Consider the following 18,608-nt stretch of genomic DNA (forward strand, 5'->3'; position numbering starts at 1 on the left):
CCCCGTCAAGGTAGCTCATTGCGCACGCGGGTAGCAACGCGCGAAGCCGGGAGGATTTCCCGAATCGCCGCGTGGCGGCGGCGCGGCCTGAGCGGCAACCACAAGTAACGCCACGCGAGCAACAGCAGAGCGAGCAACGCTGGAATGCGGCGCACGTCCGTCGGCAGTTGAGCGCGGTGTGCGAAGCGCGGGCTTTGCAAGGCATTCGCAAGCGATGCTCCATCGGTCAAGCGCTGATAGCCGAGCCCGAGGCGCGCCGCGACATCGGTAAGATACTGCCCGCGCAACGCCGACAGTTCTTCGTGGCTTTCGGCCGTGGCCGACGCGCGCGCGGCGGGCGGCACCTGAATCACATCGGACGCGCCCCAAAAACCGATCCGGTTGCCGTTCAGATCGGATTTTGGAATCGCCGCCGGTTGATCGCCGCCGACGCCGATCAGCCAGCCGCTCACGCCCGACACACCAATGTCGCGCTCGGGCGAATTCGACGGCAAGAGCGGCGGCGCCTCCTGGCCGTCGGTGACCAAAACGATATCGATACCGCGTCCCAACTCGCGCGCCACCCGCACCGCCGAATAAATGCCGCCTTCGGCGATACGGCTCCAGTTCGTCCAACGCATACGGCCGTCGATACCGTTGAGCGAGGCCAGCAGCCCGTCGAAGTTGCTGCAAACCTCGATGGGGGGAATGAGCGGCAGCGTGCTTTGTCCGGTGAAGATGCCCCAGCCGATTTTCGAGCCGCATGGCAGATGCGCGAGCGCCTCACGCATCGTCGCTTTGGCAAACGCGAGCCGACTCGCCGGCGCGCCACCTAGGCTCATGTCCTCGGTGTCCATGCTCTGCGTGATGTCGAACGTGACCATGTAGCTGAACGTATCGCGCGGCAGTTCGACGCGCGGAAACGCGAGCGCCGCGACCAGCAGCGACGTCGCGGCCCCGAGCGCCCACTGACGCTCCGCTGCGAGCGAGCGTGCCAAGCGCACGTGCTTCACGGCAGGTCCTCGCTTTTCGCGCCGCGCAGCCGGATATCCTGCCGCGTAGCGGTTTGCTCCGATTCGAGATCGGCCGGATTCTCGGGCGCGACCCGCAGCGCGCGCTCGAGGTTGTAGCGCGCATCCCAATCGTCGGGGGCTGCGCGCAACAGCGTCCGATAGCGCGCCTTCGCCTGTTCGACCAACTGCGGCGAGCGTAACGCATCAGCCGCGTCGCCCGCACCTTGGCGCAAGGCCATGTTGGCGAGATCGAATAGCGCAGCGCGTCCGATTTCGTCGAGCGGGCCATCGCCGATTAGCGCTTCGTACGCGCTGGTTGCAGCCGCATACTGGCCGGCGCGCGATAGCGCAATCGCATGGGCAAGCTGCACCGGACGCGCGTCATGCGATCGAGCCGCATCGTCTTCGACGGTGGTCTGCGCGTGCGATGCGGATACCGATGCGGACGTCGATGTGGGCAGCCTGGCAGCGATCGCCGCCAACTCGCCATCGACACGCTTCGCTTGTACAAGCCGCACCGCGTCGTAGCCAGCGAATACCGCGCAAACGAGCGTCACGACTGCGAACGCGGCATGAATCGGCAGACGTCTCATGTCCAGCTCCGCACTTGAACCACGCGCAGCGCAACGAGCATCGCACAGCACGCGAGCGCCACCGCAAAACACCAAGCGCTGCGGTCTTGCCGCGGCAGCCGTTCGACGAACGACACCGGATGGTTCTGCTGCCGGTTGATCTCGCTCATCGCCGCAGCCATTGCGCCGGCGTCGCCCGCCTGAAAGAGCCGATACGGTGTCGTCAGCGTTAGAAAATAGCGATGCAGCTGTGCTTCCGGCGAAGCATCGCCCGAACGCGCAGCCGAACCGAGCTCGGGACTGAACACGCTGCTACGCAGATAAACGAAGTAAAGCGCAATACGGTTGCGCGCGAGTCCGCTGGCGATGCGCTGGCGCTCAGCCGCATCGAGCACCGCGCCGCCGTCGGTCACCATCACAATGGCACGATGGCCGGTGAACGGCCGCGCGTCGAACAGCGCAATCGCGGCAATGAGCCCGCGGCCGAGCTGCGTGTCGGGCATGCCGCGACCGATCCGCGTGCCCGCGATCGCATCCTGGATGATCGGGTGATCGTAAGTGAACGGCATCGCAAGCACGGGGCTGATGCCGAACATCATGAAGGCGAGCCGGTCGTTCGGGCGTGCATCGACGAATTGAGCGAGAGCGGCCCGCGCTACGTTGTTCTTCGATTCGCCGGAGCTGTTGACGCCCTTGCTTGCCATCGTGTCGTGCATGCTGCCGCTGCGGTCCATCAGAATCAGGATTTCGGCGCCGCGGCCCGCACGTTGCACTTCGAGGTGCGAGCGGCCCGGCCCGGCGAGCCCAACGATAATCGCCAGCATCGCGAGCGAGGCCGCGCCGCGTGCCACGGCGCCGATCGCGCGTCCGATGCGATCCTCGGGCAGCCACGCAGACCACGAGAACGGCAGCGTATCGCCGCGCCGCGCGACAAGCGGCGCGAGCGCAAGCGGCAGCAGCAACAGCATCCAGGGCGACGCGAAATCGACGGGCGCGCTCATCAGCGATGGCTCCGTTCCGCGCGGTAAAGTGCGCGCGTCAACGAGACGAGCAAGCCGCGCATCGCAGCGTCATCGCGCGAGGCATTGGCGTGACAGTCGGCGTGACTGTCGACCTGCGCCTGCGATTCAGACACGCACGCAAAAAACCGCGATTCGGAGAGCTGATAAAACTGCTCGAGTTGCGGCCGCAACGGCTGCAGCCACGGTGCGTGCGAAAAGAGCCGCGGCAGCGTGTGTGAATGCACGACGTGCCCGGCCGTCTCGTTCAACGCGCGATGCACGATCCGCCAAAGCGCCGCGCCGTCGCCCGCACTGTCGTTTTCCGCGGCAAGCCGGCGCATCTGCTGCCACGCCGACGCGAACGGCAGCCGTGCGGCCTCCCGGCGATTACGCCAGAACCACCAGCCGAACCAAACCGCCAGCGTCGCCGCAAGGCAGCCGACCGAAAAGCTCAAGCGCCGCTTGATCGCCGCATAGTCGGCATTTGGCGCTGCGCGGTCCGGCTGCAAAGCGCTCAGTCCGCCCGTGCCCAACGCCATGTCCGGCGCGAGCGGACCGATGCTGATCGGCCATTCGCGCACCTGCAGCACGTCGCCCGCACGCGTGTGCAGCGCGAGCGACGGCAACACGGTTTGCGTCAGCGTGCGCGGCGCGTTGGTCAGCTGATAGTCGAGCACGAGCCAGCGTCGACCCTGGTCATCGGGTTCGACGCGCGGCGCGCGGCGTTCGAACCATATGCCGATGCCCCCGCTCGACGGCATCGGCGCATCGAGCGCGTCGTGGCCGCTTGCGCCGAGCAACACGCGCTGCGTGAGCACATCGCCAATCGTATGGCCGAACGCACGCGGCTGCGTAACCGTCGCTACGATTTGCGCGGCGGCGGCCGGCTGGAACGACACCAGAAGCGGGAGCAGGAACACGGGGAGGAGCCGCGATAACCCCACCAACGCCCGGGCAAGCGTCACTCGCATCAGTCCGTCGGCGAGCCGCCGCTTCATGCCGTCCTCTCCAGAAAGTAACGCGAGAGTGCATCGGCATCGAAAGCGCCTTCGACGTAAAACGGCTGCATGCCGCGCCGCGAGAAAAGCGCATCGATTTCGGCGCGACGCCGCGCCACGGCAGCATGCCAGTCGCGGCGCACGCGCGAGGAAAGCCATACCGTGCGGGGTGCACCCGATTCGACATCGTGCGTGGCCAGCCACGTGCCCGCGGACGGCGGCGCCAACTCGGCGGCATCCCACACGACGATCGGCACGACATAGGCATGCGAGAGCGTATCGAGCAGCGCGGGCAGTGCATCGAGCGGCCAGTGAAAGTCGGAGGCGATGAAGACCAGCCCCGCGCGCCCGGCGAGCCGCGCGCTGGCCTGCGCCAGCCCGCGAGCGCCGTCGCCGTCATGGCCCAAACGCGCGCCGCGCAAAGCCGCTGCCATGATGTCGCCGCTGCCGCGCGCGTGCCGCGGAGCGACGAACAGATCCTCGCGCTCGCTTGCATCGAAAGCGGACATCCCCACTCGGTCGCCGGCCCGAAACGCACTATGGCCGAGCGCCTGAACGAAGTCGGCCACGATGTCGAGCTTCGTCCTCGTGCCGCCGAAGCGCATCGACGAAGAAACATCGACGATCACCTGCACCGGCACGGCCACACGTTGCAGATGCAGCCGCACGAGCCACTCGCCCCGTACCGATTGAATGCTGGCACGCAAATCGAGCCGCCTCGGGTCCGGATAGTCGACGAGCCGCGCGTGCATCGCGAACTCCTGCCCCGCGCCGAAGCTCGTGCCCGGATGCGCGCCAGGACGAAAGCCGCTTGCGCGCCCCGGCAGGCGGTAGTGGAATTCGCTCGGTCCGTTGTTCATCGCGGTGTCCCGATATCGCGGGCGGCGCGTCAGGGCACGGCCAGCCGGGTGATGATCGCGTCGATGAGGGCCTGCGCCAGTTCCTGTCGCCGCAATTCGTAGATCGGCGTGAAGAAGACGCGATGACCAAGCGCCGGCGGCAACACCGCATGAATATCCTCGGGGTTCAGATGCGAACGGCCGTCGAGCCACGCGCTGACGCGTGCCGCACGCATCAGCGCGCTCATGCCGCGCGGGCTCACCCCGGCCAATATGAGCCGGTCCATATCGACGCCATCGAGCGCGATGCCGAAGCGCTGCGGCGTTTCGGTCGCGCGCCAGATGTCGAGCACATAACGTTCGATTTCGCCGCTCGCATGAACGCCGGACTGAATCGCCGCACCCATCGCATTGAGCCGCTCCCATGCGACCACGCCCGGGCGCACCCGCTCGATCAAGGCATCGGCGTCGTGAAACGTCGTATCGAACACAAGGGCGCGCCGGACATCGTCGTCGTCGGGCGTCGGCATGTTGAGTTCGAACAGAAAGCGATCGCGCGCCGCCGACGCCAGCTCGAACGTTTCCTCCTTCTCCACCTTGTTGCGATCGGCGAAAACGGTCATGTGCGCAAACCGGTACTCGCGATCAAATGCCGAGACCGAGCGCTCGGCCATCGCCCTCAGCAGCAGCGATTGCACTTGCGGACGCGCGCGATTGATCTCGTTGAAAAAGAACGTCGTGAGTTGTTCGCCGTGCCGCAAAAGCGGCCCCGGATCGATGCGCGGCTTGCCTTGCGCATCGACATAGGTGCGATAGACAAGATCGCCCGGCATCAAGTCAATCGTGCCTTCGACGCGCTCGAACGCGCCGCCCACAGCACGCGCGAACGCGCGGAGCACCGTCGTCTTGCCGACCCCGACGCCGCCTTCGAGCAGCACGTGACCGCGCGCGAACAGCGCCACGTTGATCAGGCGAATCGTCTGCCGCTGGCCGATCACGATCTTGCCGACTTCGTCTTCGAGCCGCAACGCATCGCTGCGCCAATCGTGAAGCTGTTCGTCGAATGCCATCGGTCAGTCCTCTGTCGCGCTGCTTTGCGCTGTGCCAACACGTCTGCGAATCGGGACGCGTGGAAGCAGAGTTCATGCCCGGCGCAGCGCGCTTAAGGCAACAAGCAGGCAACAAACCGTTGGCGAACGGGCCGACAGACTGGAGAAAGGTCCGGGAAAAGCGGACGGGCGAGTGAAGCGTCGTGACGAACGACGCCATGTGTCACGGCGCGCCGGGACAGTCTGTCACCGAGCGAGTGATCAGCCGAGCCCGCCAGCGCCAGCGCCGGCCACGCTCAGGCAACGCGAGCGGGCACCCGCGGGCTTAGCGAGCGATGCGGTAAAAGAAGAGCACCGTGCTGCCGGCGAACATGCCGAACAGTGCGAGCCCCATTGCCATGGCGAGATCCATGCGTTCTCCAGTGAAGCGATGATGCGGGTAGCGAGCGGTGTCTGGTCGGCACCGGTCAGGCACGAATGGGCATTATGGTCAACTGTGAACGCCACACACAGTCGCGATTTCCCGAGCAAGGGTTTGTCCCAAGACGATCCTGGCGCACAATTACGGTTTTGCCGCACGTTGCGGCGCAGCGCTTACCCCTGTATCCGTCGACCATGAGCCGCTTCCAAAATCAAGAGATCGTAGAACTTCGCCACGGCGATGCCCTCGTGCGCGTCGCCCCTCAATTCGGCGCACGCCTGCTGTCGTGGAGCATCGGCCCCGAGCCTGTCATCTATTGGCCCGATCAGGCCGATTGGAGTCAGCTCGGCCGCGTGCGCGGCGGCAACCCGCTGCTCTTTCCGTTTCTCGGCCGGCATCGCGTGGATGGCCAGCTCGGCGAATGGCGCGACACCCGCGGCACGGTTCGCGCGCTGCCGATGCACGGCTTCGCGCGAGACCTGCCGTTTGCAGCCGATGTGGACGCCGACGGGCGCGGCATTCGGATGACCTTGAGCGACACCGACTACACCCGCGAGGCCTACCCGTTCGCATTCCGTTTCGAGGCTCAGTACCGGCTTGTCGACGCGCATACGCTCGAGGTCTCGCTCACGACCGCCAATACTGGGGAAGAGCCGCTGCCCTACTACAGCGGCCATCATTTCTATTTCGCGCTGCCGCACACGTTGCGTGCGCAGACCACGCTTACGCTGCCGCCCAGCGAGCGCCGGCGCCAGCTCGACGACGGCACGATCAGCGCGCCCGAGCCCGGCGATGCGCAATACACGCTCGACGACGCCCGCATTCACGACCGCTTCCACTGTCTGCAGAGCATTCCTTCGACCGCGGTGCAGATCAATTGCCCGCCGATTGGCAAGCGCATCGAAATCGACTTGCAGCGGCCCGGGTCGATCCCGTGGTATGCGGTAACCACATGGACCGAAAAAGACACCTCCGACTTTTACTGCGTCGAGCCGTGGCTGGGCTTGCCTGATGCCATCCATAACGGGCTCGGCGTGCACTGGCTCGCCCCGGGGCATGGCGAGACAGCGGTACTACGAATTAACGTGGTGCCCGCCGGCCGTTAAAATCTTTCCTTTTTGCGCCGACGACGCAGTTCAAGCGAGGTTGAATGTCGAGAACAATAATGATGCGACTGGCCGCCATGCTGCTCGTGGCTGTGCTGGCCGCATGCGGCACCGCGAGTGTCGCACCGGGGTACTACCGCGTGGAGCGCGGCGATACGGTCAACAAAATCGCTCGCAGCCATCGTCAATCGGTACAGAGCATTGTCCGTTGGAACGATCTGAAGAACCCCGACGCCATCGAAGTCGGTCAACTGCTGCGCGTCACGCCGCCCGGCAAAACCGCGAGCGTGCCGACGAATAGCGGACCAGCCGCTGCGGCGGGCGCCGGTTCATCCGGCAGCGCAGCGGCGCCTGCTCCGGCGACGCGGATCGCGCTGATATGGCCCACGCAGGGCACGATCGTGCGCGGCTTCAACGGCGCGAATTCGAAGGGCATCGACATTGCGAACGCGCCGGGCACGCCCGTCGTAGCCGCCGCTGAAGGCGTCGTGGTCTATGCGGGCAACGGCTTGCGCGGCTACGGCAACCTGCTGATCGTCAAGCATAACGCCGATTACCTGAGCGCCTACGCCCACAACCGCAAGCTGCTGGTGAACGAAGGCCAACGGGTCACAGCGGGTCAGCAAATCGCGGAGATGGGCGACAGCGACAACGATCGCGTGGCGCTGCACTTCGAGCTACGCTACGAAGGCCAGTCGATCGACCCAACGCGCTATCTTCCAAAACGTTGAGCGCGCAACATTCAGTTATCCTAACTATCAGGGTATTCGGGCGCCCCAAAAAAAGAGCCCGGCAGTGCCGGGCAAACGGGGTTTGACGCAGCAGTAAAGGACCGGCTCACCGAGCGCCAATTGCAATCTAATCGGTCAATTGGTACTCCGGTCCTAATTGGCTGCTAAAGCCGAGGTAATGGCATTAAAAATATGGCAAGGAAATTTGACTGACCAATGATCAAAATCGATGTGATGTAATTCAATCGAAATGATGATGAGCTTCGGTCTCGGTGTTGTCTGCTATGCGCCGCACACGCGGCACCGGAACGCAGGCAATCGGCAATTCCCCCGATTTATTAAAATCGGCATTGCGCTTATTGAACGTTTCAGTGCGATTTAAATCAGCTTAATTCAAACATCTGACCACCGATAAACGGGAGAGACATCGTCATGCTGACTCGGACCAGTACTTACGAAACGCTCGCGCGAACGTTCTCCTGGCAGATTCCGCCACGCTATAACATTGGCGTCGATGCATGCGACAAATGGGCCGACGGCAGCGGCCGGCTCGCGCTGATCTACGAACGACGCGACGGCACGGTCTCCCGCTACAGCTTCGACGAATTGAAAGCGCTGTCGAACCGGCTTGCACGCAGCTTCGCTGCGCGAGGCATTACGCGCGGCGAGCGCATCGGCATCTTTTTGCCGCAGGCACCTGAAACCGCACTGGCGCATCTTGCAGCCTATAAGCTCGGTGCGATCGCCGTGCCGCTGTTTGCGCTGTTCGGCACCGAAGCGCTCGAATACCGGCTCGCCAATAGCGGCGCGGCGGCGCTTATCACTGACGCCGCCGGCATGGCGAAGATCGCCGCCATTCGTGCCGCGCTGCCGGAGCTCAAAACGATCTACTGCATCGATGGCGACGAGGCCAGGAAAGCCGCCGTGCCCAATGCACCGGCCACGCTCGCCTTCTGGCCGGAACTCGAGCGGCATGCGCCCGACTTCGAACCCGCCGATACGACGCCCGACGACCCCGCCGTCATCATCTACACCTCGGGCACGACCGGCAAACCGAAGGGGGCGCTGCATGCGCACCGTGTGCTGCTCGGACACTTGCCGGGCGTCGAAATGCCGCTGGCGTTCTTCCCGGACAACGCGAAGCTGATGTGGACGCCTGCCGATTGGGCGTGGATCGGCGGGTTGCTCGACGTGCTGCTGCCGGCATGGCACCACGGGGTGCCAGTGCTCGCGCGGCGCTTCGAGAAGTTCGATCCCGAAGCCGCGTTCGATCTGATGGCACGCCATGGCGTCACCCACGCCTTTGTGCCGCCCACCGCGCTCAAAATGATGCGTACCGTGGAAGCGCCAAACGAGCGGTATCGGCTCTCGCTCGTGGCCGTCTCGAGTGGCGGCGAATCGCTCGGCGAGGAACTGCTCGAATGGGGGCGCACGGTGCTCGGCGTGACGCTCAACGAGTTCTACGGCCAGACCGAGTGCAACGTGGTGCTGAGCGCGTGCAGCATCCTCTTCGAGCCACGCATCGGCTCGATTGGCCGGGCGGTGCCAGGTCATCGGGTTGCCATCGTCGACGACAGCGGGCGCGAACTGCCGCCGGGCGCCGAAGGCAACATCGGCATCCGTGCACCGGACCCGGTGATGTTCCTCGGCTACTGGCGCAATGCCGAGGCCACGCGCGAAAAATTCGCCGGTGACTATCTGCTGACGGGCGATGTCGGCGTCATGGATGAAGACGGCTTTTTTCGCTTCGTGGGCCGCAACGACGACGTCATCACCAGCGCCGGCTACCGCATCGGCCCCGGGCCGATCGAAGATTGCCTGTTAGGGCATCCGGCCGTCAGGCTCGCGGCCGTGGTGGGCATACCCGACGCCGCGCGCACAGAAATCGTCAAGGCGTTCATCGTGCTGAATGCGGGCTTTGACCCGAGCGATGCGCTTGTGCGAGAGATCCAAGCGCACGTGAGGACACGGTTGGCCGCACACGAATATCCGCGCGCGGTCGAATTTGTGGATAGCCTGCCGATGACAGCGACCGGCAAGATCGTTCGCCGCGCGCTGCGCGATGGCACCTCGGGCGCGCCATGATCAGACGCACGGCTGGCGTCGGCTAATCGGTTATAGTGACGCCCGCTTGGATTGAACGGCCCTTTCTTTTTTCATGACATCCGAACCCACCGCTGCCGGCACCGGCGAGCACAGCCCGCTTTATCTGAAACTGCTTGGTGAAACCGCGCAGATCGCGTGGCCCGAACTCGAGCGCTTTTTCGCGCGCGGCATGCTGCTGCGCGTGGCGCGCGATCTCGACCTCGTCAGCGTCGCGGAGGCGCTCGCTGCCGACAACGCGCAGCAAGTCGCGCAATGGTTGGCGGCGGGCTTGGTCGAGCGCCTACAAGCGAACACGGCGGCGGACTTCGCGGCGCGCGAGCCGCAACTGTGGGCCGTCGTGGTCTCGCCATGGGTCTGCGTTCAGGAGCGCGGCTGATACCGCGTAACTACTTCGGCGAGGCCGGCGGCGCCTCCAGCATCGCAGGCGGCCGGTCGTCCGTCGGCACGCCGTGATAATCAGACGGATCGCGCGGCGGGCGGCCGCGATGGGCGCCGTCGTCTGCGCATCCAGACAACAACCCAGCCAGCAACGCGGCCACGAAACCAATAGTGGCAACCAAGCGGTTCATACTCTCTCCCGAAAAAACAAAAGACGGGCAGTCTAACGGAATCTGCAAAGCGCCTTCGTCAAACGATCCTCGCGGAGTGTCCTAATATGTACATGCGCACGCATTGCCGCTACCACATGGCGAAACGGAGGCTTACATGGACGCTGAATCGATTGCCGGCCTGGTTGGACTTGGTGTGGGCCTGCTCGTACTAGTCGGGCTGACGGTTTTCGAATCGCGCTCGTATAAGCGCGAGCATGGCGAAGGGGCCATTCATCACTGGCTCGCCACGCATCACATGCTCGACTGGCGCCACCCGAAGCACTAATGCAGGGCCGCGCCATAGCGCGCGCCCACCTGACGGCGACACACCGATGCCCCGCGCGCTCGGCCGCAAGGCCGGCGCGCGGGGCGCCTATATGCGCGCGAACTGCCTGAGCGCAGTTTGCTCGGCGCTCAATGTGGCGGGCAATGCTTCGCGCATAAAATCGACCCACGTCCTGATCTTCGCGTCGAGGTATTGTCGCGACGAATAAAGCGCATAAATATTGATCGGCTGCGACGTATATTCGGGCATCACCCACACCAAATCGCCGTTTCTGAGCCAGCGCACGGCCGTATAAGTCGGCAAGACGGCAACTCCCATTCCTTCGCGCACAGCGATAGCCATCGCCTCCGCACCGTTGACCTGAAACCGCGCAGGCGGCAACGCGAAGGTCTCGGCGCCGTCGGGGCCATCGAAATTCCATCTGTCGAATATCGAGCCGGGCGTGACGAGGCGCAGACAAATATGGTTGGCCAGATCGGCAGGTGTCGTCGGTACGCCGTGCTGCTCCAGATAAGCCGGTGACGCGCAGGCGATACTGAACGCCGTGCCCAGCCGTTGCGAGACGAGGCCCGAGTCGGGAAGGTCGTAACCGAGCGAGAGAGAGACGTCGAACCCCTCGTCGAGCAGATCGGGAATGCGCTGAGCCAACGTGAGTTCGACCGATACGTCCGGGTAGCGTTGCTGATAGCGGCCAATGGCCGGCACCACGTAATGCCCGCCGAAGCTTGCCATCGCATGCATGCGCAACGTGCCTGACGGGCGAGCGTGGGCGTCGCCTGCCTCCGCCTCCGCTTCTTCGACGTACGCGAGAATCTGCTGGCAGCGCTGTAAATAGCGCTGACCCGCCTCCGTCAATGCGATGCGCCGTGTCGTCCGGTTCAATAGGCGCGTACGCAGATGCGCTTCCAGATCGGAGACGGCGCGCGATGCGTAGGCGGTCGTCGTGTCCAAATGGTGGGCCGCCGCCGTAAAACTGCCCGACTCCACCACGCGCACGAAGACCCGCATGTTCTGTAGCGTGTCCATATCATTCCCCGTTCATTGACGCGAGCCATTGTTACATAGCGCGCAACGACGATTATCTCAGCATCGGTAAGGATCTCTTGCATCGTTACCGCTTATTCGATAATCCAACGAAAAATATAATCGATTCCAGTCCTTAACACCGCTCAGGGGAAAGAATCGTGCAGTTGTTCAACTTGAAACGACGTGCTGCACTCGCGTTTCTTGCACTGCCGATAATAATCGCCGGTTGCGCGAGCACCCACGACATCGGTCCGCAGACGCACGTCGCCGAGGCGGCATCGTTCGATGTAGGAGACGCCGTCCGCGCGGCCGACGCCAGTGCGCATTGGCCCGCGACTGACTGGTGGCGCATGTTCGGCGATCCGCAACTCGATGCGCTCGTCAGCACCGCAATCACCGACAGCCCCTCTCTTGCGATGGCCGCCGCACGCGTACGCGAGGCGCAATCGCTGGCAGGCGCCGCTGCCGCCGAGGAAGCGCCGCAACTGACGGGGAGCCTTTCGGTCACGCGCGAGCACTGGCCAGACAACCTCTATTACGGCCCCGGACCGCTCGCCGAGCGCAATACCTGGAACAACACGGGCGTGTTGCGTCTGTCATATCACCTCGATGTCTGGGGGCGCGACAAACACGAAACCGCGCGCGCGCTCGACGTCGCGCATCAACGGGCGGCGGGTGCCCGCGCGGCCCAGCTCGAGCTGGAAGTCAACGTCGTGCGCGCCTATGTCGATTTCGCCAAGCAGTACATGCAGTTGGACATCGCGAACGAGATGCTCGCACGCCAGCGCCAACTGACCGACCTGGCTCGCCGACGTCTGGCGAGCGGCATCGGCACCGAGCTCGAACTGAGCCAGGCGCAAGCGTCGCAGCCGGAATACGAGCGGCAAATCGATGCACGGCGCGAGGCAATCGAACTCGATCGCGACCGACTGGCAGCGCTCATCGGTAAAGGCCCTGGTGCCGGCGCGGCGCTACGGCGGCCGGCGCTCGCACTGAGCGCGCGTGCCTCGTTGCCGACGACGGTGCCGGCGGAGCTGATCGGCCACCGACCCGATGTCGTCACGGCGCGTTGGGCCGTCGCAACCGAGGCGCGCGGCATCGACGTGGCGCATGCAGCGTTTTATCCGAACATCGATCTGATTGCGTCGCTCGGCGGCTATGCGGCCGCGGGCCCGCTGTTTCAATTCCTGCACGCCGCGAACGGCGGTTGGAGCGGCGGCCCCGCCCTTTCGCTGCCGATCTTCGACGGCGGTGCGCTGCGCGCACGTCTGGGCGCCGCATCGGCCGGTTACGACGAAGCCGTCGCGCATTACAACCAGTCAGTCGTCGGTGCGCTCAAGGAAATTGCCGATGCAATCGTGCGCGTGCGCTCGCTCGAACGCCAGCAACACGATGCCGAGCGTTCGGCCGACGCCGCGCAGCGCAGCTATCGCCTGGCCGATCGCGGCTTCGAGCGCGGGCTTACCGACTATGTCAACGTCATCGTCGAACAAACGCGCTGGCTGAACGCGCAAGAACGCGTGGCCGAAGCGGATGCGGCGCGCCTTACCGCTTATGCGTCGCTGATGGCGGCACTCGGCGGCGGGCTTGCTGTGCCCGCCGACGGCCCGGGGCGCGCCAGCCTCGAACCGTCTCACGCGGCGCAACGTGAGCCGCAGCCGGCCTACTCCGGCGCGCATGCGGCACGCTAAGAGAGAGCTGCCATGTCCGATAAAGCAAGCCTTCCCTTCTCCTTTAACGCGGCGTTTTCCGATTGGTGGTTGACCGAGGGGCGCACCTGGGCCCATATCGCCAAAGCGCTGTTAGCGGCATTTCTCGCGCTCGCCATCGCGCTGCGGCTCGATTTGCCGCAACCGCGCACGGCCATGACGACGGTATTCATCGTCATGCAGCCTCAAAGCGGCGCGGTGCTGGCGAAGAGCTTCTACCGGATTGCCGGCACGTTCGTCGGGCTTGTGGCCACGCTGACACTGGTGGGGCTTTTCGCGCAGCAGCCCGAACTTTTTCTCGCGGCGCTCGCGCTATGGACCGGCATTTGCACGGCCGGCGCGGCCCGCAACCGCAACTTCCGCTCATATGGCTTTTTGCTCGCCGGCTACACTGCAGCACTGATCGGCGTGCCGGCCGCGCAGCACCCCGACGGCGCGTTTCTCGCGGCGCTCACGCGCGCGGCCGAAGTCACGCTCGGCGTGCTGTGCGCGGGCTTCGTCAGTGCGTTGATCCTGCCCGAGCATGCCAGCGAGCAAATGCGCAGCGCAGTGCGCGCGCGTTTTTCGCGCTTCGTCGAATATGTGGCAGCGGCGTTGGGCGGCACGCTGGCGCGCGAGCAAATCGAGCGGACGAATGCACGTTTTCTTGCCGAAATCGTCGGCTTCGAAGCGATGCGCAGCATCGCCGTCTTCGAGAGCCACGATGCTCGCGCGCGCAGCGGCCGCCTCGCGCGGCTGAACAGCGAGTTCATGAGCGCATCGACGCGCTTTCATACCCTGCATCAACTGATGAATCGTCTGCGCGAAGCCGCCGCACAGGCGAGCGTCGCCGCGCTCGAGCCGTATTTCGCCGAACTTGCACCGCTCGTCTATACGCCTGGCGCGCCGATCTTACGCGCGCACGACGCCGAGCGCGCGGCTGATCGGCTCGCCGCTTACAAGGCCGCATTGCCGGACCGCGTGCGGGCCACGCGCGCCGATCTCGCGCAACAACCCGACGCGGCGCTGCTCGATTTCGATACCGCCTCCGAGCTGTTCTATCGGTTCGTCGACGACATGCATGCCTACGCGCTCACCTATGCGTCGCTCGCTTCGACCACGCACGGGCGCGAGCGCACGCCCGAGCGCTACGAACCGAAGGCGAGCGCGATCGTCACAATCGTCGCTGGCGTACGCGGGGCCATCGTGATGGCGGTGCTAAGCGCATTCTGGATCGCGACGGCGTGGCCGAGCGGCGCCACGCTCGTACTCAATGCCGCGGCCGTTTGCGCGCTTGCGTCGTCTTCGCCGAAACCGGCCCGTAGGGCCATGCAGATGACGATCGGCACCGTGCTCGCAACCGTTTTCGGCTTTGCTGTCGTGTTCGGCGTCTATCCGCACATCGATGGGCTTGCGCTGCTATGCGTGGTACTCGCGCCGCCGCTCGCGCTCGGTGTGTTCATCGCGACGCGGCGCAAGTGGGCCGGCATCGGTGCCGGTTATTGCATTTTCTTTTGCGTGCTGGCCGGCCCCGACAATCTGATGCATTACGATCCGGCAGGCTTCGCCGACACCGCGCTCGCACTGATTCTCTCGATGCTTGCCTGCGCACTCGCATTCGCGGTGCTGCTGCCGCCGTCGACGCGATGGCTGCGCGAGCACCTGATTGCTGACTTGCGCCGCCAAGTCGTGCTCGCTTGTCGCGCGCCGTTGGCCCGCGTGCGTGCACGCTTCGAAAGCCGCGCCCGCGACATCGCATTTCAGGCCTACGCGGTGGCCGAAGGCGAACCCGCCGCGCGCCAACAAACGCTGGCGTGGCTATTTGCCGTGCTCGAAACCGGGCATGCCGTCATCGATTTGCGGCGCGAGTTGCAAGCATTGCCGGCTGATCCTCGCTATGCGCCGACGATGCCGTGGCGACGCAGCATCGCGACAGTCGAGCGCGAGCTTGCCGCACTTTTTTCGCGACCGGGCGAAGCGCGGCTCGACGCTGCGCTGGCAGCCTGCGTGGACGCCACCGCCGCGACCCGACAAACGCTCGCCGCGTTTGCGCCGCCACGCGACGAGCGGCATCGGTTGCAGCGAATCATCAGCTATCTGCATTTCATGCGCACGGCGCTGATCGACCCGCATTCCCCGCTCGCCGCGGGCCAAGGAGCAACGCATGCCACGTGAGCTTGTCATTTTTGGGGCCTACGTGCCCGCAATGGTGCCGCTTTGCATCGCTTCCGCGGCGCTCGCCTGGATCGCCGACCGCCTGCTTGCGACAACGGGCCTGTATCGCTTCGTCTGGCATCCGTCGCTGTTCAGAGCAAGTGTGCTGGTCGGCATCTGCGGCGCGCTTGGGCTTGCCGTCTACCGTTGATACTTCCGTTGCCCATCACGCTTTGCCGTTTGTTTACCCTTTATCGATCGAGCCGAACCATGACAACGAGAAAATTGATTGGCTTTGTTGCGACGGCGGCCATCTTTATCGCCGCGCTGGCGACCGGCCGCACTCTGTGGGTCCATTACATGGACGAGCCGTGGACACGCGACGCGCGCGTGCGAGCCGAAATCGTCAATATTGCACCGGACGTCTCGGGCGCCGTGCTCGCGCTGCCGGTGACTGACAACGCCCACGTCCGCAAAGGCGAGGTGTTGATGCGCATCGATCCATCGCACTATCAAGTGGCCGTGGAGCAAGCCGCGGCAACGGTGGCCGCGCGTCGTGCCGAGTGGCAAATGCGCCGCGCCGACGCGTTGCGGCGCGCCGACCTGGACAACCTCGTCGTGTCGAAGGAAAGCCGCGAAAACGCGTTGCAATCGGCGGCAAGCGCCGAGGCGCAATACCGGCAGGCGCTTGCGACACTCGATGCGGCGAAGCTCAATCTGGCGCGCACGACGGTCTTCTCGCCAATCGACGGATACGTGACGAATCTCTCGGTCTATCGCGGCGATTACGCGACGGCCGGCACGCCGAAGCTCGCCATCGTCGGAAGCGATTCATTCTGGGTCAATGGCTATTTCGAAGAAACGAAGCTGCCGCGCTTGAAAGTCGGCGACAAGGCGCGCATCCGCCTGATGAGCGGCGGCACGCTTGAAGGCCATGTCGAGAGCATCTCGCGCGGCATTTACGATCGCGACAATCCGGTCAGCCGCGAACTCGTTGCGGATGTGAACCCCACGTTCAATTGGGTGCGGCTGGCACAACGCGTGCCGGTACGCATCCATATCGACCGGGTGCCGGCCGGCGTCGTGCTCGCCGCGGGTATTACGTGCACGGTTGTCGTGTCGCCGAGTTGAGGATCGCCACTGCCTGCTTGCCGTAACGCACGACGTACCCGCCGTGCTCTCGTTGCCATGCGCGTGCCTCGACTTCGCCCGCGAACCAGTTCGTTGCGAAGTCGCCGAAGAGTCCTGCGTCGAACCGTAGCGCATCGAGTCGTGCGGTCTCGAGGGTATCGACATCGCGTTTGCAAGCCGCCCAATCTGCGTAGCCCAGCTCGGCGGCCAGCATATTGAGGATGTGTTTGAGCCGCACGGCGTCGCGGGCAACGTAAAGCGCTGCGAGTGTGTGAGCGGGGATGACGTCTGCTGCCTGGATCCGCCGCAAGACAGGCAGCGCACGGCTCGCGTCGGCGCGAACTGCCCGCAGCAGACGGCGCGCATGGCGGCGCAAGAATTCGACGTGCGAAAGATCCGAACGGATCGGGGAAACGGTGGACCACATAAACGTTCTCCTTTAGCTGCGCCGCTCTCGCTACGGCTCAAAGGTTCGACGTTGCTATGCGTCCGACAGGAATAGCTGATTGCTAGGACCGCTGATGACAGGTGCGGATGGCTTTTGCGAGAACGGGCGCCCTGCCGCGCCCGCTTCGCATTGTAGCGTGTGTTTTGCGGACGTGCAGTGGTTGCTGATTTGCAACGCGTTCGAATGTCACCGGCACGAACGGAACTGCAGTTGGTGCGAATTCTCAGGTCACGGCGAACAAGTCGATTGCCTTGGGTGCAAGTTCAGTCGCAGACCGGAACAACACGTTTCGGTCGGTGCGCCGGGTGCTGAGCGTCAGATCACCAACGTTGCAGACGGTACGGCTTCGACCGACGCCGTGAACGTGCGCCAATTGAATAGCACAGCCAACTGGGTTCGAGACGATATGCAGAAGTATCGCCGCGACGCGAACGCTGGCTCGGCGAGCGCCATTGCAATGGCGAATCTGCCGCAAGCCGTGTTGCCGGAGAGAAGGTCGTAGCACTCGGTGCGGGAACCTACGGCGGACAGAGCGCGATGGCAGTCGGGTATGTTGTGAAGCCGCTGCGATGTCCCGCGTTACGCAGACTTCGCAATGGACTTATTGTTGTCACATTCAATTGGCCATTGACGGACGAGTGGTCTGCACATACAAAGACAGCCGCTTGGATGATTGCCGTCAATTAGCGCCCCCTTTCCGTGAGCAGAGTCTGCTGTAAAGATTACTGCTTGGATTCGCGCGAAATAGCAACAAAAAGAGCATTGGTCGGCCTGAATGATTTAGCGAGAAATACATTAAAAAATGTATACGAGCCCAATGAACCGGTCTGGCAGGAGGGCGCGCAATGACCCGCACGCTCCCCCCTGCTGCTTCAGACTTGCGATCGTCCCCCGCTCTTCAGGCTGCAACTGCTGACACTTGCTGGAACACATGCACAACACCAGAGCAGATCAAGTGTTGGACTTCAGACTTGCGCATTGTTAAATATTGCAATAACGGAAGTAGTCACGGGCTTTCTGTGGACAAATGAAAAGCCTTATGAGAAAGTTCCCGTGAGCAACAACTTTCTTTTTCTTCCGCAGTACGTCGTGCGAGCCACCATATCTAACGCGAGTAGGTCGACCCTCGTCTCACATAGTGGTCGCATGGCATAAGACCATTGAGCCATTAAGCGCCGGCGAAACGAAATGATGCGACATCAAGGGCAGGCAACTATGAGTATCCGAGCCGGAAAGCGTCCGGGCGCATGCTTGGCAAAACAACAATCTCAGGGCGGGCAATTGGCCCTCCTCCGCCCAATTGCTGTCGCTATTCCGTGTCCGTTTGGGCCTTCATAGCTCGGCAATCCATCGATTGCCTCAGCGGTCAGCTCGTCGGAAAGCCGGATATCTGATTGAGGTTCGCTTTTCATTTAAAGCACGCGAATTCATCGTGCGCGAAGCGCTCTTTGCTCGCGCTGACCGTTCGTC

At 64.0% G+C, this 18,608-nt stretch carries 18 protein-coding genes and 1 pseudogene; 10 read left to right on the top strand and 9 right to left on the bottom strand.

The window, feature by feature from the left end:
* Nucleotides 1-5: 5 nt before the first annotated feature.
* From ACSQ20_RS12350 to ACSQ20_RS12375, 6 genes are read right to left on the bottom strand one after another with little or no spacing between them, the layout of a single operon-like run.
* The gene (locus tag ACSQ20_RS12350) at nucleotides 6-992 is read right to left on the bottom strand and encodes an MxaL protein (RefSeq protein ID WP_436020301.1); all 987 of its coding nucleotides are present in this window, start codon (nucleotides 990-992) and stop codon (nucleotides 6-8) included.
* On the bottom strand, nucleotides 989-1,585 hold the full coding sequence (locus ACSQ20_RS12355; protein ID WP_436020303.1) for a hypothetical protein: 597 nt from the start codon (nucleotides 1,583-1,585) through the stop codon (nucleotides 989-991). Before ACSQ20_RS12355 ends, ACSQ20_RS12350 begins: the two co-directional genes overlap by 4 nt.
* Nucleotides 1,582-2,565, bottom strand: coding sequence for a vWA domain-containing protein (locus tag ACSQ20_RS12360; RefSeq protein ID WP_436020305.1), 984 nt, complete (start codon nucleotides 2,563-2,565; stop codon nucleotides 1,582-1,584). Before ACSQ20_RS12360 ends, ACSQ20_RS12355 begins: the two co-directional genes overlap by 4 nt.
* A complete protein-coding gene (locus tag ACSQ20_RS12365; RefSeq protein ID WP_436020307.1) occupies nucleotides 2,565-3,563 on the bottom strand; it encodes a calcium incorporation protein MxaA in 999 nt (332 codons plus the stop codon). The genes ACSQ20_RS12360 and ACSQ20_RS12365 overlap by 1 nt, the downstream gene beginning before the upstream one ends.
* Nucleotides 3,560-4,423: a DUF58 domain-containing protein gene (locus ACSQ20_RS12370; RefSeq protein ID WP_436020309.1), complete on the bottom strand. Its 864-nt coding sequence runs from the start codon at nucleotides 4,421-4,423 to the stop codon at nucleotides 3,560-3,562. The genes ACSQ20_RS12365 and ACSQ20_RS12370 overlap by 4 nt, the downstream gene beginning before the upstream one ends.
* 29 nt (nucleotides 4,424-4,452) lie before the next feature.
* A complete protein-coding gene (locus ACSQ20_RS12375) occupies nucleotides 4,453-5,472 on the bottom strand; it encodes an AAA family ATPase (protein ID WP_436020311.1) in 1,020 nt (339 codons plus the stop codon).
* A gap of 594 nt (nucleotides 5,473-6,066) precedes the next feature.
* Here ACSQ20_RS12375 and ACSQ20_RS12380 point away from each other — a divergent pair.
* From ACSQ20_RS12380 to ACSQ20_RS12395, 4 genes are all read left to right on the top strand, one after another.
* The gene (locus tag ACSQ20_RS12380; RefSeq protein ID WP_436020313.1) at nucleotides 6,067-6,978 is read left to right on the top strand and encodes an aldose epimerase; all 912 of its coding nucleotides are present in this window, start codon (nucleotides 6,067-6,069) and stop codon (nucleotides 6,976-6,978) included.
* Nucleotides 6,979-7,022: 44 nt separating this feature from the next.
* Entirely contained in the window at nucleotides 7,023-7,709 is a 687-nt protein-coding gene (locus ACSQ20_RS12385; protein WP_436020315.1) for a peptidoglycan DD-metalloendopeptidase family protein, read from the top strand.
* A 432-nt stretch (nucleotides 7,710-8,141) separates the two neighbouring features.
* A complete protein-coding gene (locus ACSQ20_RS12390) occupies nucleotides 8,142-9,794 on the top strand; it encodes an acyl-CoA synthetase (protein WP_436020317.1) in 1,653 nt (550 codons plus the stop codon).
* 73 nt (nucleotides 9,795-9,867) lie between these two features.
* Nucleotides 9,868-10,191, top strand: a complete 324-nt coding sequence (locus ACSQ20_RS12395) for a DUF2288 domain-containing protein (protein ID WP_436020319.1) — start codon at nucleotides 9,868-9,870, stop codon at nucleotides 10,189-10,191.
* A 10-nt stretch (nucleotides 10,192-10,201) separates the two neighbouring features.
* On the opposite strand, the gene ACSQ20_RS12400 is transcribed toward ACSQ20_RS12395, so the two are convergent.
* Complete coding sequence (locus ACSQ20_RS12400) at nucleotides 10,202-10,384, bottom strand: hypothetical protein (protein WP_436020321.1); 183 nt, start codon at nucleotides 10,382-10,384, stop codon at nucleotides 10,202-10,204.
* A 136-nt stretch (nucleotides 10,385-10,520) separates the two neighbouring features.
* On the opposite strand from ACSQ20_RS12400, the gene ACSQ20_RS12405 reads away from it, so the two are divergent.
* Nucleotides 10,521-10,691 (top strand): hypothetical protein, encoded by a 171-nt coding sequence (locus ACSQ20_RS12405; protein ID WP_436020323.1) that lies wholly within the window; start codon nucleotides 10,521-10,523, stop codon nucleotides 10,689-10,691.
* 87 nt (nucleotides 10,692-10,778) lie between these two features.
* Here the strand turns inward: ACSQ20_RS12405 and ACSQ20_RS12410 are convergent, their stop codons facing one another.
* Nucleotides 10,779-11,717, bottom strand: a complete 939-nt coding sequence (locus ACSQ20_RS12410) for a LysR family transcriptional regulator (protein WP_436020325.1) — start codon at nucleotides 11,715-11,717, stop codon at nucleotides 10,779-10,781.
* A 158-nt stretch (nucleotides 11,718-11,875) separates the two neighbouring features.
* Between ACSQ20_RS12410 and ACSQ20_RS12415 the strand changes: the two genes are divergently transcribed.
* Genes ACSQ20_RS12415 through ACSQ20_RS12430 form a run of 4 tightly spaced genes read left to right on the top strand, consistent with a single transcriptional unit; the run spans nucleotide 11,876 to nucleotide 16,690 of the window.
* Nucleotides 11,876-13,408 carry an efflux transporter outer membrane subunit gene (locus ACSQ20_RS12415; RefSeq protein ID WP_436020327.1) on the top strand — a complete coding sequence of 511 codons (1,533 nt, stop codon included), beginning with the start codon at nucleotides 11,876-11,878 and terminating at the stop codon, nucleotides 13,406-13,408.
* Nucleotides 13,409-13,420: 12 nt separating this feature from the next.
* On the top strand, nucleotides 13,421-15,580 hold the full coding sequence (locus ACSQ20_RS12420) for an FUSC family protein (RefSeq protein ID WP_436020329.1): 2,160 nt from the start codon (nucleotides 13,421-13,423) through the stop codon (nucleotides 15,578-15,580).
* Nucleotides 15,570-15,770 carry a DUF1656 domain-containing protein gene (locus tag ACSQ20_RS12425; protein ID WP_436020331.1) on the top strand — a complete coding sequence of 67 codons (201 nt, stop codon included), beginning with the start codon at nucleotides 15,570-15,572 and terminating at the stop codon, nucleotides 15,768-15,770. The genes ACSQ20_RS12420 and ACSQ20_RS12425 overlap by 11 nt, the downstream gene beginning before the upstream one ends.
* A 59-nt stretch (nucleotides 15,771-15,829) precedes the next feature.
* Complete coding sequence (locus ACSQ20_RS12430) at nucleotides 15,830-16,690, top strand: efflux RND transporter periplasmic adaptor subunit (protein ID WP_436020333.1); 861 nt, start codon at nucleotides 15,830-15,832, stop codon at nucleotides 16,688-16,690.
* Here the strand turns inward: ACSQ20_RS12430 and ACSQ20_RS12435 are convergent.
* The gene (locus ACSQ20_RS12435; protein WP_436020335.1) at nucleotides 16,659-17,117 is read right to left on the bottom strand and encodes a hypothetical protein; all 459 of its coding nucleotides are present in this window, start codon (nucleotides 17,115-17,117) and stop codon (nucleotides 16,659-16,661) included. The genes ACSQ20_RS12430 and ACSQ20_RS12435 overlap by 32 nt on opposite strands.
* 200 nt (nucleotides 17,118-17,317) lie before the next feature.
* Here ACSQ20_RS12435 and ACSQ20_RS12440 point away from each other — a divergent pair.
* A pseudogene (locus ACSQ20_RS12440) lies at nucleotides 17,318-17,687 on the top strand (YadA family autotransporter adhesin); the annotation flags it as partial.
* Nucleotides 17,688-18,608 lie beyond the last annotated feature (921 nt).

Origin of the sequence: Trinickia sp. LjRoot230 (assembly GCF_964253315.1) — a bacterium.
Taxonomy (GTDB): domain Bacteria; phylum Pseudomonadota; class Gammaproteobacteria; order Burkholderiales; family Burkholderiaceae; genus Trinickia.